Source organism: Isoptericola sp. NPDC058082 (assembly GCF_042885055.1).
GTDB lineage: Bacteria > Actinomycetota > Actinomycetes > Actinomycetales > Cellulomonadaceae > Isoptericola.
Genome location: NZ_JBHVSQ010000001.1, coordinates 217,278 through 231,284, shown reverse-complemented (window position 1 = coordinate 231,284; position 14,007 = coordinate 217,278). Strand labels below are relative to the sequence as shown.

Below are 14,007 nucleotides of genomic sequence, written 5' to 3'. Positions count from 1 at the left end.
GCGGGGCCCTTCGTCGTCCTCTCCGAGCTGCGCGGCAGCCTCGGGATCAGTTCTGGCCGAACTCCGAGTACGGGATCACGTCCTCGTCGGCGGGCGCCTGGACGTCGATCGGCTCGCCCCACTTGCTGAACGTCGACTCGACGACCATCTCCTGGCCCTCGACCTCCATCGTGATGTCGGCCTCCACGGGCAGCCCCTTCGGGTCCACCTTGTACACCGCGGAGATCTCGCCGAGCTGGTCCGCGGTCGACGCATCGATGCCCGCCGTGCCGTCCTTCACCTTGGACGGGTCGATCGTGGCCGTGTAGACCTCGGTCTCGACGCCGTCGACGGTCTCGGAGCCGGTGTGCTCGAACGAGGTGACGGCGTCGGCCATCGCCTCCGCCTGCGAGGCGGCGTCCATGGACTCCATCGAGTCGATCGTGCCGGCCAGGGCAGGGTCGTCCGCCATGTCCTCGGCGGTCATCGACAGGTACTTGCCCTGCGTCATCTCGCCCATGGACAGGTAGATCGTGCCGTCGAGCAGCACGATGTCCATGTCCATGCCCATGACCGCCATGGTCATCTGCAGGGTCGTCTCCTCGAACGTCGGGCCGTAGGCGACGTCGGCCGTCGTGGTGCTCTCGGTCATCCCGGCCGACTCGGCAAGCTCCCCCGAGTAGGTCAGCTCCATGTGCGCAGTCGAGGCCTCTCCCTGCGCGGCCTTCATCTTCCCGGCCAGGTCCGTCATCGTCGAGACCGTCGCGATCTCCGCCGCCTGCTCCTGGGCGGCCTGCTCGCCCCCGGCGGGTGCCGGGGACGCGCCCCCGCAGGCGCTCAGGGCGAGGGCGACCATGCCTGCCGACGCCAGGGCCACGGTCTTCTGGGGGACGCGCATGCTGCTCCTTCTCGGGGAAACGTGAGACTTCATTGCATCACGGGACCGTCCTCCCATGGGCGGGTCGGACCGCGCGGACGCCGATCGTTGCCGATCCGTGTCCCGCGACGTCGCCTCCCTCTGGAACGGCGAAGAGCCCCTCACGCGAGTCGCGTGAGGGGCTCTCGTCAGAGCAGGAGCGTCAGTGGGCGTGCTGTCCGCGGCTGAACTCGAACACCCACCCGACGAGCCCGATGACCCCGAGGATGAAGCCGATGTACAGCACCCACCAGCCCACGGCGAGCCCGAGGAACGCGACCGCGGCGGCAGCGGCGATGACCAGCGGCCACCAGCTCCACGGCGAGTACACGCCCTGGTCGCCGGCGCCCTGTTCGATCTCGCCCTCCTCGTCGTCCTCCGGGCGAGGGTCGATGCGACGCGCGGTGAGCGCCAGGTAGGCGCCCACCATGGCGACGAGCGCCCCTACGAGGGGGATGCCGAGGTAGCCGACCGGCTCCTGGAAGTGCGTGACCAACCCGTAGATCACGCCGACCAGGACGAAGAACGGGGCGAGGAACAGGAAGAGCTTGATCTCGATCTTCACTTGCGGTTCTCCTCCTCGTCGTCGATCACGGTGGTGGTCGACTGTGCGGCCGACGACTGCGCGCTGTCGCGTCGCTCCTCGACGAGCTGCTGGTGCCCCCGGCGCTCCGGGTCACCGAAGACCTGGTTGAGCGGGCCGTGGCCCGGCGCCTGCTCCATCGCCGCGACCTCGGGGTGGTGCAGGTCGAAGGCCGGCGACTCCGAGCGGATGCGCGGCAGCGAGGTGAAGTTGTGCCGCGGCGGCGGGCAGCTGGTGGCCCACTCGAGCGAGCGGCCGTAGCCCCACGGGTCGTCGACGGTGACCTTCGGCGCGTTGCGCCAGGTCGTGTACACGTTCCACAGGAACGGGAGGGTCGAGGCGGCCAGGATGAACGCGCCGATGGTCGACACCTGGTTCTCCCAGGTGAAGCCCTCCTCGGGCATGTAGTCCGCGTAGCGGCGGGCCATGCCCTCGACACCCAGCCAGTGCTGGATGAGGAAGGTCATGTGGAAGCCGACGAACAGCAGCCAGAAGTGGACCTTGCCGAGCCGCTCGTTGAGCATCCGGCCCGTGAACTTCGGCCACCAGAAGTAGAAGCCGGCGAACATCGCGAAGACCACGGTGCCGAAGACCACGTAGTGGAAGTGCGCCACCACGAAGTACGAGTCGGACAGGTGGAAGTCCAGGGCGGGGCTCGACAGGATGATGCCCGTCAGACCGCCGAAGAGGAAGGTCACGAGGAAGCCGATCGACCACAGCATGGGTGTCTCGAACGTGAGTTTCCCGCGCCACATCGTGCCGATCCAGTTGAAGAACTTCACGCCGGTCGGGATGGCGATCAGCATCGTCATGAAGGCGAAGAAGGGCAGGAGCACCGCGCCGGTGACGTACATGTGGTGGGCCCACACCGTCACGGACAGCGCCGCGATCGCGATCGTCGCGTAGATCAGGCCCTTGTAGCCGAAGATCGGCTTGCGGCTGAAGACCGGGAAGATCTCCGACACGATGCCGAAGAACGGCAGCGCGATGATGTAGACCTCGGGGTGGCCGAAGAACCAGAACAGGTGCTGCCAGAGGATCGCCCCGCCGTTCTCGGGGTTGAAGACCTGCGCACCGAGGCGACGGTCGGCGCCCAGCGCGAACAGCGCAGAGGCCAGCGGCGGGAAGGCCATCAGCACGAGCAGGCTCGTGACGAGCGTGTTCCACGTGAAGATCGGCATCCGGAACATGGTCATGCCCGGCGCGCGCATCGTGATGATCGTGGTGATGAAGTTGACGGCACCGAGGATCGTGCCGAAGCCCGCCAGCGCGAGCCCGAACACCCAGAGGTCTCCGCCTAGCCCTGGACTGAACGTGGTGTTCGACAACGGCGCATAGGCGAACCAGCCGAACGACGCGGCGCCCTGCGGGGTGAAGAAGCCCGCCCCAGCGATGAGGCCGCCGAAGAGGAACAGCCAGTACGCGAACATGTTGAGCCGCGGGAACGCGACGTCGGGCGCACCGATCTGCAGCGGCATGATCACGTTGGCGAAGCCCGCGAACAACGGCGTCGCGAACAGCAGCAGCATGATCGTGCCGTGCATCGTGAAGAGCTGGTTGTACTGCTCCTTGCTCTGCACGACCTGCAGGCCGGGCATGAACAGCTCGGCGCGGATCAGCAGGGCGAGGATGCCACCCACGGCGAACCAGATGAACGACGTGATGAGGTACAGGTAGCCGATCGTCTTGTGGTCGGTGGAGGTGATCCACTTGACCACGGTGCGACCGAGGTTCTGGCGCTTCGGCGCGAGACCGGGGATGACCTCGACGTCGTGCGCGGGGGCAGTCGTGGCCGCCATCAGTTCTCGACCTCCGGGAGGGTGTCTTCCTGCGGGAAGTTCGCGTCGTGCTGCTGGCGGTTCAGGTCGAGCCCGAGCTCGCCGGTCTGGCCCGCGGCCTCGAGGTCGGCCATGTGGGCGTCGTACTCCGCCTGCGACACGACCTTGACGTTGAAGAGCATCCCGGAGTGGAACTCGCCGCAGAGCTCGGCGCACTTGCCGGCGTACGTGCCCTCACGGGTCGGGGTGACCTGGAAGGTGTTCGTCCGGCCCGGGATCATGTCCTGCTTGTACAGGAAGGCGGGGATCCAGAAGGAGTGGATGACGTCGCGCGAGTCCAGGGTGAACTCGACCGTCTGGTCGACCGGGAGGTACAGCGTCGGGACGTCCTTCGACGTGCCCGGGGCGCCGTCCACCTCGTCGTCGAGCGTCTGGCCGCCGACGTCGAGCAGGTGCTGCCCGGAGTCGTAGACGTCGTCGTCGAGGTAGTTGAAGTCCCAGCTCCACTGCTTGCCGATGACCTGGATGTTCACGTCCGGCTCGGCGCTGGTGTCCTGCACCGCCGACATGTCGCGGTCCGTGTAGAAGAACAGGACGAGGATCATGATCGTCGGCACGGCCGTGTACATGATCTCGAGCGGCATGTGGTAGCGCGTCTGGATCGGGAGCTGGTGGTCGTCCCGACGCTTGCGGTACGCCGCGACGCACCACAGCATCAGGCCCCACGTGATCACACCGACGATCAGCGCCGCGATCCAGGAGCCGACCCAGAGGTTGGTGATTCGCTCGGTCTGGTTGGTCACCTCCCCGTCGCTGTAGCCGGGCAGGTATCCGCGCTTGACGGAGTCGCTGGCACAACCGGAGGCCAACACGGCGACGGCGCCGGCGATAGCCGTCGCGCGCAGGATGACCCGCCGGGTGCGGGTGGGGCTCTTCGAGTGCAAGGGAGGCCTTTCACGTCACGTCCTGCCCGACCGCCACGGCCCCTCTGGGCAACAGGCACGCGGACAGGACCTTCGTCCTCGATGAAGTGCAGCCTAGCGCGCCCGGAGCAGGTTCGACGCCGCAAAAGCCCCCTCGGGGCGTGACTCTTTCCGCACGGGACGTCCACATCTCCTTCTTGCACACAGACCCCTGGAGAGTGTCAGATCGATCCTCAGGAGTGTCAGATCCTCGGAGCGCTCCCGGACCCCGACCGACCGGACCTCGAGACCCCGAAGATGGCACGATCGTGCCCCGGGCGCGCTTCGGGCGCCCGCCCGACCCGCCCGCCGACGGTGTCGGGACGCACGTCAGCCCCCACGGAGCACGCCTGTGACCGACACCACCGACCCGACCGGGAACCACTCCCCCTCGGCGCCGTCCACCCCGACGTCCCAGGCGGCGACCGCCGGCTCACGGGTGCACCTGGACAACGGCGGGGGCGCCCCGCTGCACCCGCTCGCGCGGCAGGCCCTGCTGCAGGCGCTCGAGGACGGCTGGGCCGACCCGCACCGGCTGCACACCGAGGGACGCCGCGCGGCGCGGCTGCTCGACGGCGCACGAGAGGCCGTCGCCGCCGTCCTCGGCGCGCGCACGGAGGAGGTGCGCTTCACCGCCAGCCACGCGTCCGCCCTCCGCGACGCCCTGCTGGGCACCGCGCAGGCCCGGCGGCGCGCGGGTGGGGACGTCGTCGTGGGCGCCACCGAGCGCGCGGCGGTGCTGCACGCGGCGGCGGCGGCCGCAGGGGCCCAGGAGGGCGAGCGCGTCGTGGTGGACGTCGACCGCCACGGCCGCGTCGACGCGGCCACCTTCGCGGAGCGGGTCGCGCGACCCGGCGTCGCGCTCGCCGCGCTCCAGCACGCCAACGGAGAGGTGGGCACGCGACAGCCGCTGGCCGTCGTGCACGACGCCGCGCGGGCGGCGGGGGTGCCGCTGCTCGTGGACGCGGGCGCGTCGCTGGGTCACGACGTCGTCCCCGACTCCTGGGACCTCCTCGCCGCCCACCCGGCCGACTGGGGCGGGCCCGCCGGGGTCGGCGTGCTCGCCGTGCGCCAGCGCGTGCGTGCCGTCCCGCCCGGGCCGGAGGACGCCGACCCCTGGGCGCCCGGCGGGGTGAGCGTGCCCGCCGCGTTCGCCGCCGCCGTGGCCCTCCAGGCGACGACGGCCGACCGCGCCGCCCAGGACGAGCGGCGCCGGCTCCTCACGGCGCGCGTGCGGGCGGCGGCCGCCGCCGTTCCCGACGTCGAGGTGGTGGGCGCCCCGGACGACCGGCTCCCCCACGTCGTGACGTTCTCCTGCCTGTACGTGGACGGCGAGGCCCTCGTGACCGAGCTGGACCGGGCCGGGTTCGCGGTCGGCTCCGGCTCGGCCTGCACGGCCAGCACCCTGGAGCCGTCGCACGTGCTCGCGGCGATGGGGGTGCTCACGCACGGCAACGTGCGGATCGCCCTCGACCGGTCGACCACCGAGGACGACGTCGACCGCTTCCTCGCGGTCCTGCCGGGCGCCGTCCGGCGGGTGCGCGACGTGCTCGGGGTGGCCGGGCTGTGAGCACCGACGGCGCAGGGTCTGGCGCAGAGATCGGCGCAGGGGCGGACGCCGTGGTGGTCGACGCCCGCGGCCTGCGCTGCCCGCTCCCGGTGATCCGGCTCGCCGCGGCGGCCCGCGACCTGCCCGCCGGGACGCTCGTGACCGTGCTGTCGACCGACCCGGCGGCCCGTCTCGACGTGCCCGCCTGGGCCCGGATGCGCGGGCACGCGACGGTCGGCGAGACCACGACCGGGACCGAGGCCGAGACCGGAGCCGCGGAGGAGCCCGACGACCGGGGCGGCGACGAGGACGGCGGCGTGGCCGGCGGGACCGCTCCGACGACGTGGTCGATCACCGTGCGTCTGGGCGCCGCCTCCTGATCCGCGACGACACTGATCCACGGCGACACTGGCCCGCGACGACACCGCCCCGCAAACGACACCGCCCCGCAACGACGACGGCCCGGCCGCCCCGTGGGGGTGGCCGGGCCGTCGGAGTCGCTCAGCGGTTCAGCTGAAGGAACCGCCGCAGGCGCAGGAGCTGCCGGCGTTCGGGTTGTCGATCGTGAAGCCCTGCTTCTCGATGGTGTCCGCGAAGTCGATCTTCGCGCCCTCGAGGTAGGGCACGCTCATGCGGTCCACGACGACCTCGACGCCGTCGAAGTCACGCAGCGCGTCGCCGTCGAGGATGCGCTCGTCGAAGTAGAGCTGGTAGATCAGGCCGGAACAGCCGCCGGGCTGGACGGCCACACGCAGACGCAGGTCGTCGCGGCCCTCCTGCTCGAGGAGGCTGCGAACCTTGTCGGCGGCGACGTCGGACAGGTCCACGCCGTGCGTGGCGATCTCGGTGGTGTCGGTCATGCTTCCTCCAACAGGCGGGCCGGTAGAGCTGTTCCCGATCCTACGCGCGAATTCCGTGGGCGCGATGACGCGAGTCACAGGCGCGGCGCGGCGGTGCCGTCGGGCCCGGACGGCACCGCCCGACCGGTCAGGCCCAGGAAGGCGCCCAGGTCCGCGCCACGCGCGCGGTCGCCGCGACCACGTCGTCCCCGGTCTCGTGCACGCCGCTCACGCCGGCCCCGGACCACTCCCGGCGCGAGACCTCGCTGCGGCCGGCCAGCACCACGACCGGCACGGCGTGCGGGGCGGCGGCCGCCACGGCGGCGGGGACGCGCCCCTCGCGCAGGGTCGTGCCGTCCAGCACGGGGACGTGCACGACGACGAGGTCGGACGTCGCCGCCGGGGCGGCGAGCGCACCGTCCTCCGGTCCGGAGACGCTCGCCAGCCCGAGGGCGTCGAGGGGGACGAACACCCCGACGGACGACGGGTGGGCCTCCCCCGGCGGCGCGGGGTCGGGCAGGACGACGGTGGTCACGGCGCACGACGGCGCGGCCTCCCGCCACGCCGTCGCGAGCGCGGGGGCCAGGGGGCCGGCGTCCTCGCCGACGCAGAGCAGCACCTGCATGCCGCGATCGTGGCACACCGAGCCGAGGCTCGGACGCCCCGGGGGCGTGCCGTGGGGACGGACGCGCGGCGTGCCGCACGCAGGCCCTGTGGAAACATAGGCGGGTGACCACCCTGCTGAACGACACCGCGGGCACCTCGACCGGCACCACGACCGGCGCCACGACCGGCACCACGACCGGCTTCGCCGAGCCCGCACCCTCCGCGCTGCTGCTCCTCGGCCAGGGCCGCGACCTCGCCTCGGAGCGTGGCGTCGAGTGCACCGGGGCGCTGCCGTCGCCGTCGGACCCGGACCTGGTGGAGCGCGCCCGCGCCGCGCGGGCCGCCCTGGGCGAGCGCGCGTTCGTGCTCGGGCACCACTACCAGCGCGACGAGGTCATCGACTTCGCCGACGTCACCGGCGACTCCTTCAAGCTCGCGCGCGAGGCGGCTGCCCGTCCCGAGGCCGAGTTCGTGCTGTTCTGCGGCGTGCACTTCATGGCCGAGAGCGCGGACATCCTCACGTCGGACGCGCAGCAGGTCGTGCTGCCCGACCTCGCCGCCGGCTGCTCCATGGCCGACATGGCCGAGATCGGCCAGGTCGAGGAGGCGTGGGCGGTGCTGCAGGACGTCGGCATCGCCGGCGACACCGTGCCCGTGACCTACATGAACTCCTCCGCCGCCATCAAGGCCTTCACCGGCCGGCACGGGGGCACCGTGTGCACGTCGTCGAACGCGCAGGTCGCGCTGCGCTGGGCGTTCGACCGGGTGGGTGGCGTGGAGGGCACCGGCAAGGTGCTGTTCCTGCCGGACCAGCACCTGGGCCGCAACACCGCTGTCCTCCAGCTCGGCCTGAGCCTGGACGACTGCGTGGTCTACGACCCGCGCAAGCCGCTGGGCGGTCTCACCGAGCAGCAGCTGCGCGACGCGCGCATGATCCTGTGGCGGGGGCACTGCTCGGTGCACGGGCGGTTCTCGGCGCGCAACGTCGAGGACGTCCGGGCGAAGGTGCCCGGGGTCACGGTGATCGCTCACCCGGAGTGCAAGCACGAGGTGATCACCGCGGCGGACGAGGTGGGGTCCACCGAGTTCATCATCAAGGCCCTCGACGCTGCCGAGCCCGGCAGCAGGTGGGCGATCGGCACCGAGCTCAACCTGGTGCGCCGCCTCGCCAAGGCGCACCCGGACAAGCAGGTGCACTACCTCGACTCGACCGTGTGCTTCTGCTCGACCATGAACCGCATCGACCTGCCGCACCTGGTGTGGGCGTTGGAGTCGCTGGTCGAGGGGCGGATGGTCAACCGGATCGTGGTCGACGCCGACGACGCCCACTGGGCCCGGGTGGCGCTCGACCAGATGCTGGCGCTGCCCGGCATCTGACCGTGAGCAGGATCTGACCAGGGGCCGGCGACGGCCCTGACGACGCAGGAGAAGACATGAGCACCGACGGCGGGCTCCACATCGGCATCTTCGTGTTCGACGACGCGGAGGAGCTCGACGTCGTCGGGCCGTTCGAGGTGCTCGCAGCCTGGGAGCAGCACTCGAGCACCGAGTCGGGCCCGAAGCCGCACGTGAGCACCTTCTCCCGCGACGGCGACGGCGTGCGCCTGGCCAAGGGCCTGCGGCTCGTGCCCGCGCACTCCGCGGACGACGTCGGCCCGCTGCACGTGCTCGTCTACCCGGGCGGCTGGGGCACTCGCGCGATGATCGCCGACCCGACGCACCTGGAGTGGTTGCGGCAGGTGCGCGTGCAGACGCCGGTCCTTGCGAGCGTGTGCACCGGAGCCCTGGTGCTCGCGGCGGCGGGGCTGCTGGCCGGACGGCCGGCGACCACGCACCGCGACCACTACGACGAGCTGGCCGAGATCGACCCGAGCGTCGTCGTGGACACCGAGGCGCGGTTCGTCGACGACGGGGACGTCGTGACCGCCGCCGGCGTCTCGGCGGGGATCGACATGGCCCTGCACCTGGTGGCGCGGCTCGAGTCGACCGAGGTCGCGCGCGCGGTGCGCCGGGGCATCCAGTACGACCCCGCTCCCCCGGTCTGACCGACGACGAGCCCCAGGTATCTGATACCGGCGGTCGCCGATATAACCTGCGCAGGTGACTCGAATGATCCAGCTCACCTGGGCCTCCCTGCGCCCCCGCAAGCCGGTGCCGGGCCAGGGCCTGCTCGACCCGTCCGTGACGCGCATGCGCGTGCACCCCGGCGACCTCGACCTGTACCTGCACGTCAACAACGGCTCGTACCTGCAGATGATGGACGTGGCGCGGTCCAACTTCATCGCCGACCTCGACGGCTTCGCCAAGATCGGCGACCGCAAGTGGTACCCGGTGGTCGCGGCGTCGACCATGACCTACAAGCGCTCGCTCAAGCTCGGCGACCGGTTCGAGATCAGCACGCGCGTCCTCGGCTGGGACGAGCGCGTGATCTACATCGAGCAGGTCTTCACGTGCCGGGGGCAGCGCTACGGCCGCGGCTACGTGGCCGGCCGGTTCCTCGGCCCGGGAAGCTCCCGCGTCCCCGCGCCCGACGTCGTGGCGCTCATGGGGCCGGAGGCGCCCGTGCAGAGCCCGGACCTCCCCGACGACGTCGCCGCCTGGGCGCGGGCGCTCGACGTCGCGCACCGGGACCGGTCGGAGGCCTGACCCGGGCCGGGATCGGGCCGGCTCAGGCGGGCCCGGCGTCGCGGAGCGCCCGCGCCTCGGACAGCGCGCTCCGGACGGCGTCCCCCTCCGCGTCGCGGCCGGAGGCCTCGGCGAGCGTCTCGAGCTCGGCGACGAGCTCGCCCGCCGCGGCGGGGTCTCCGGCGCGCACGGCGAGCTCGGCGAGGTAGGCGAGCGCCGGCGCGAGCTCGCCCGCGGCCGGGGCGGCCCCCGCCGCCCGAGCACGACGGACGGCGCCACCCAGGATCTTCCGCGCCTGGCCGACGTCCCCGTGCGAGTCCGCGACGACGACGGCGTTCTCCAGGGCGCGCGCCAGCGGCCCGCCGCCTTCGGTCGTCCAGGACGTCGTGCCCCCCTCGCCCGCGACGACCGGCGCGTCGGGTGCGCGGGAGACCCGCACCCAGTTCCCCGCCGGGTCCACGAGGCTGAACCCGCTGAGCCCCGCGTTGTTCGCCCGCTTCCGCGGACGGGTGATCCGCGGAGCGCCCGACACGGGCAGGCGCCCGAACAGGTTCCGCAGCCCCGCCGCGAACACCTCGTAGACCGGCTCGGTGTCCGGGACGACGAGCGCGCAGGTCGAGTGGCTCTGCTCCGGGTCCCAGTCGGGCATCCCGTAATAGTGGACGTCGAACCCGCCGCGCCCGAACGCCACGTACGGGTTGGGGCGCTGCTGGCGGTAGGTGACCTCGAGACCGAGCGCGGTCCAGAAGGCCACCATCGCGTCGAGGTCCTCCTCCGTGCCGCCGCAGGGCAGCATCGGCACCATCCGAGCCCCGGCGACCGCACCCTCGAGCTGCTGCGACATCACGTCGCCCCCTCCCTCATCCCTCGAGCTCGGCGACGCGGCGCAGGAGCAGCGCCTCGGCGAGCACGACCTTGCGCAGCTCGCCCAGGTGCACCGACTCGTCGGCGCCGTGCGCGCGGGAGTCCGGGTCCTCGACGCCGGTGACGAGCACGGCGGCCTCGGGGAAGAACTCGAGCAGGTCGGCGATGAACGGGATGGACCCGCCGACGCCGATGTCCACCGGGTCCGTGCCCCAGGCCGCCGCGAACGCCGAGCGCGCGGCGCGCATCGCGGCCGAGTCCTCCGCGGCGTGGAACGCCCGCCCCTGCTCGCCCGAGCGCCAGGCGACCCGCGCGCCGAACGGCGCGTGCGCCTCGAGGTGGGCGCGCAGCGCGTCCTCCGCCGCCTGCGGCTCCTGCCCCGGCGGGATGCGCAGCGACAGCTTCGCGGCCGCGCGGGGCGCGATCGTGTTGGACGCGTGCGCCACGCTCGTGGCGTCGATGCCGATCACCGAGAGCGCCGGCTTGGTCCACAGCCGGCCCGCGATGGTGCCCTCGCCCGCGAGCGTCACGCCGTCGAGCACCGAGGAGTCGGCGCGGAACGCCGCCTCGTCGTAGTCGACCTCCGGCTCGCCGGCGGCGACCAGCCCCGCCACCGCGACGTTGCCGGCGTCGTCGTGCAGCGTCGCGATCAGGCGTGCGAGCAGGGTGTTCGCGTCGAGCACCGGCCCGCCGAACATGCCGGAGTGCACCGCGTGCCCGAGCACCTCGACCTCGACCACGCCGTCGACCAGGCCGCGCAGCGACGTGGTGAGGGCGGGCACGCCGACCTTCCAGTTCGTGGAGTCGGCGACGACGATGACGTCCGCCGCGAGCAGCTCGCGGTGGTCGGCGAGGAACCGGCGGAAGCTCGGGGACCCCGACTCCTCCTCGCCCTCGACGAACACCGTGATCCCGACGGGCAGGTCCGTGCCGCCCTCCTCCGCCACGGCGGCCAGGGCGCGCAGCGCGCCGACGTGCGCGACCAGCCCCGCCTTGTCGTCCGCGGCACCGCGGCCGTACAGCCGCTCGCCCACCTGGACCGGCTCGAACGGGTCGGTCGCCCACGCGGCGGCGTCGCCCGGGGGCTGGACGTCGTGGTGCGCGTACAGCAGCACGGTCGGGGCGCCCTCGGGCGCGGGACGGCGGGCGACGACGGCGGGCGCCCCGGGGGTCCCGTCGGGGCGGTCCGAGCGCAGGATCCGCACGTCGGGCAGCCCTGCGTCGCGCAGCAGCGCGGCGACGGCGTCGGCGCTCGCCGCGACGTGCGCCTGGTCGAAGGCGGCGGCGGACACGCTCGGGATGCGCACGAGGCGCTCGAGGTCGGCCTGGAGGGCGGGGAACTGCCGCTCGACGTGCGCGCTCAGGGTGGTGGCGTCGTCGACGGGCCGGTCGGTCGGTACGCCGGCAGGGGCGGTGCGGGGGGTGTCGGTCACGCGGCTCACGCTACCCGCGCGCTCGACTACCCTGGGAGCGTGTTCTCCCGCAACAAGCCCGACGCGACGCCGTCGTCCCCCGACTCCACCGACCCCGTCGACGCGGCCGCCGAGATCGAGAAGGCCGGCGCCCCCTCCGGCAAGGGCCGCCCCACGCCCAAGCGCAGCGTGGCCGAGGCCGCCAACAAGCGCCCGCTGGTCCCCGACGACCGCAAGGCGGCGACGAAGGCGGCACGGGAGAAGGCGCGCGAGCAGCGCAACCTCGAGTACCGGGCGATGCAGACGGGCGACGAGCGCCACCTGCCGCCGCGCGACAAGGGCCCGCTCAAGCGGTACGCGCGCGACTACGTCGACGCGCGCTGGAACCTCGGCGAGTTCTTCCTGCCCGTCGCGTTCGGCTTCATCGTCCTGAACTTCATCTTCATGCAGAACGTCACCATGTCGGCGCTCGTGCTGATGCTGCTGTACGCCGTCGTGCTGCTCACCATCGCCGACGCGTTCCTGCTGTGGCGCGGGCTCCGCAAGCGGCTGCTGCTGAAGTTCGGCGAGGTGCCGAAGGGCACGATGATGTACGCCGTCATGCGCGCGTTCCAGATCCGCCGCTCGCGCCTGCCCAAGCCGTCGTCGAAGAAGCACGGCGTCTGGCCGGAGTGATCCGGCACCGCCGGCACCGTCCGGTGCGACCGTGCGCCCGCCCTAGGGTGGACGCATGGTCAAATACCGGTACCTCGGCAACAGCGGTCTGAAGATCTCCGAGATCACCTACGGCAACTGGCTCACCCACGGTTCGCAGGTCGAGAACGACGTCGCGACGCAGTGCGTGCGCGCCGCGCTCGACGCGGGCATCACGACGTTCGACACCGCGGACGTGTACGCCAACACGAAGGCCGAGCAGGTCCTCGGCGACGCCCTCGCGGGCGAGCGACGCGAGTCGCTCGAGATCTTCACCAAGGTGTACTGGCCGACGGGCCCGGGCGGCCCCAACGACACGGGTCTGTCGCGCAAGCACGTCATGGAGTCGATCAACGGCTCGCTGAAGCGCCTCGGCACGGACTACGTCGACCTCTACCAGGCGCACCGCTACGACACCGAGACGCCGCTCACCGAGACGATGCAGGCGTTCGCCGACATCGTCCGCCAGGGCAAGGCCCTGTACATCGGCGTCTCCGAGTGGACGGCGGACCAGATCCGCGCCGGCGCGGCCCTGGCGAAGGAGCTGGGGTTCCAGCTCATCTCCTCGCAGCCGCAGTACTCCATGCTCTGGCGGGTCATCGAGGACGAGGTCGTGCCCGCCTCGCAGGAGTGCGGGCTGTCGCAGATCGTGTGGTCGCCGATGGCGCAGGGCGTGCTGTCCGGCAAGTACGTCCCCGGCCAGCCGCTGCCCGCCGGGTCGCGCGCGACCGACGAGAAGGGCGGCGCGTCGAGCATCCGCCGCTTCCTCGACGACGACGTGCTCACCCGCGTGCAGAACCTGCGCCCGGTCGCCGACGAGCTGGGTCTGTCGATGGCGCAGCTCGCCGTCGCGTGGGTGCTCCAGAACGACAACGTCGCGGCGGCGCTCGTCGGCGCGTCCCGGCCCGAGCAGGTCGCCGAGAACGTCAAGGCGTCCGGCGTGACGATCCCCGCCGAGCTCCTGGCGACGATCGACGACGTCCTGGGCGACGTCGTCGTGCGCGACCCGGCCAAGACCGCCGAGAACGCGCCGAAGACCCGCGTCGCCTGACCGTAAAGACGGTTCCGGGAGGGACCGACGTCGGGGGGGGGGGGTTTGGGGAGGGAGAGAGACCCCCCCGACATGCCAGGGCGGGTGTTGGCATCTTCTCCCTCCCCGTCCTGTCCTCCCCCCCCCGCGCCACACAAACACCGTTGTTTG

The 14,007-nt window shown here is 72.2% G+C and carries 15 protein-coding genes; 7 read left to right on the top strand and 8 right to left on the bottom strand.

What is annotated here, in order from left to right; genetic code table 11:
* Positions 1-46 precede the first annotated feature (46 nt).
* The 4 genes from ACFVS0_RS01055 to coxB form a co-directional block, all read right to left on the bottom strand.
* Positions 47-877: an LppX_LprAFG lipoprotein gene (locus ACFVS0_RS01055; RefSeq protein WP_430586913.1), complete on the bottom strand. Its 831-nt coding sequence runs from the start codon at positions 875-877 to the stop codon at positions 47-49.
* A 181-nt stretch (positions 878-1,058) separates the two neighbouring features.
* Positions 1,059-1,460, bottom strand: coding sequence for a cytochrome c oxidase subunit 4 (locus ACFVS0_RS01050; RefSeq protein ID WP_430551049.1), 402 nt, complete (start codon positions 1,458-1,460; stop codon positions 1,059-1,061).
* The gene (gene ctaD / locus ACFVS0_RS01045; RefSeq protein WP_430551048.1) at positions 1,457-3,277 is read right to left on the bottom strand and encodes a cytochrome c oxidase subunit I; all 1,821 of its coding nucleotides are present in this window, start codon (positions 3,275-3,277) and stop codon (positions 1,457-1,459) included. The genes ACFVS0_RS01050 and ctaD overlap by 4 nt, the downstream gene beginning before the upstream one ends.
* Entirely contained in the window at positions 3,277-4,200 is a 924-nt protein-coding gene (gene coxB / locus ACFVS0_RS01040; RefSeq protein ID WP_430551047.1) for a cytochrome c oxidase subunit II, read from the bottom strand. Before coxB ends, ctaD begins: the two co-directional genes overlap by 1 nt.
* Positions 4,201-4,570: 370 nt before the next feature.
* On the opposite strand from coxB, the gene ACFVS0_RS01035 reads away from it, so the two are divergent.
* Both ACFVS0_RS01035 and ACFVS0_RS01030 read left to right on the top strand, forming a co-directional pair.
* Positions 4,571-5,788 (top strand): cysteine desulfurase family protein, encoded by a 1,218-nt coding sequence (locus ACFVS0_RS01035; protein ID WP_430586912.1) that lies wholly within the window; start codon positions 4,571-4,573, stop codon positions 5,786-5,788.
* A complete protein-coding gene (locus ACFVS0_RS01030) occupies positions 5,785-6,147 on the top strand; it encodes a sulfurtransferase TusA family protein (RefSeq protein WP_430586911.1) in 363 nt (120 codons plus the stop codon). Before ACFVS0_RS01035 ends, ACFVS0_RS01030 begins: the two co-directional genes overlap by 4 nt.
* A gap of 129 nt (positions 6,148-6,276) precedes the next feature.
* Here the strand turns inward: ACFVS0_RS01030 and erpA are convergent, their stop codons facing one another.
* On the bottom strand, positions 6,277-6,627 hold the full coding sequence (gene erpA / locus ACFVS0_RS01025; RefSeq protein WP_430551045.1) for an iron-sulfur cluster insertion protein ErpA: 351 nt from the start codon (positions 6,625-6,627) through the stop codon (positions 6,277-6,279).
* Positions 6,628-6,754: 127 nt separating this feature from the next.
* A complete protein-coding gene (locus tag ACFVS0_RS01020) occupies positions 6,755-7,231 on the bottom strand; it encodes a hypothetical protein (RefSeq protein ID WP_430586910.1) in 477 nt (158 codons plus the stop codon).
* Between the two features lie 116 nt (positions 7,232-7,347).
* Here ACFVS0_RS01020 and nadA point away from each other — a divergent pair, with 116 nt between their 5' ends.
* The 3 genes from nadA to ACFVS0_RS01005 all read left to right on the top strand — a co-directional run bounded on the left by nadA (position 7,348) and on the right by ACFVS0_RS01005 (position 9,858).
* Positions 7,348-8,589 (top strand): quinolinate synthase NadA, encoded by a 1,242-nt coding sequence (nadA, locus tag ACFVS0_RS01015; protein WP_430587128.1) that lies wholly within the window; start codon positions 7,348-7,350, stop codon positions 8,587-8,589.
* Between the two features lie 56 nt (positions 8,590-8,645).
* The gene (locus tag ACFVS0_RS01010) at positions 8,646-9,257 is read left to right on the top strand and encodes a DJ-1/PfpI family protein (RefSeq protein WP_430586909.1); all 612 of its coding nucleotides are present in this window, start codon (positions 8,646-8,648) and stop codon (positions 9,255-9,257) included.
* Positions 9,258-9,321: 64 nt separating this feature from the next.
* Positions 9,322-9,858 carry an acyl-CoA thioesterase gene (locus ACFVS0_RS01005; RefSeq protein ID WP_430587127.1) on the top strand — a complete coding sequence of 179 codons (537 nt, stop codon included), beginning with the start codon at positions 9,322-9,324 and terminating at the stop codon, positions 9,856-9,858.
* A gap of 22 nt (positions 9,859-9,880) precedes the next feature.
* Here ACFVS0_RS01005 and ACFVS0_RS01000 read toward each other — a convergent pair whose 3' ends face one another.
* On the bottom strand, positions 9,881-10,681 hold the full coding sequence (locus tag ACFVS0_RS01000; RefSeq protein ID WP_430551042.1) for a hypothetical protein: 801 nt from the start codon (positions 10,679-10,681) through the stop codon (positions 9,881-9,883).
* Positions 10,682-10,697: 16 nt separating this feature from the next.
* Positions 10,698-12,065, bottom strand: coding sequence for a dipeptidase (locus ACFVS0_RS00995; protein ID WP_430587126.1), 1,368 nt, complete (start codon positions 12,063-12,065; stop codon positions 10,698-10,700).
* 108 nt (positions 12,066-12,173) lie between these two features.
* Here ACFVS0_RS00995 and ACFVS0_RS00990 point away from each other — a divergent pair, with 108 nt between their 5' ends.
* On the top strand, positions 12,174-12,788 hold the full coding sequence (locus ACFVS0_RS00990) for a DUF3043 domain-containing protein (protein ID WP_430551041.1): 615 nt from the start codon (positions 12,174-12,176) through the stop codon (positions 12,786-12,788).
* Positions 12,789-12,843: 55 nt separating this feature from the next.
* Positions 12,844-13,857: an aldo/keto reductase family protein gene (locus ACFVS0_RS00985; protein ID WP_430586908.1), complete on the top strand. Its 1,014-nt coding sequence runs from the start codon at positions 12,844-12,846 to the stop codon at positions 13,855-13,857.
* The last annotated feature ends 150 nt before the right edge of the window (positions 13,858-14,007 follow it).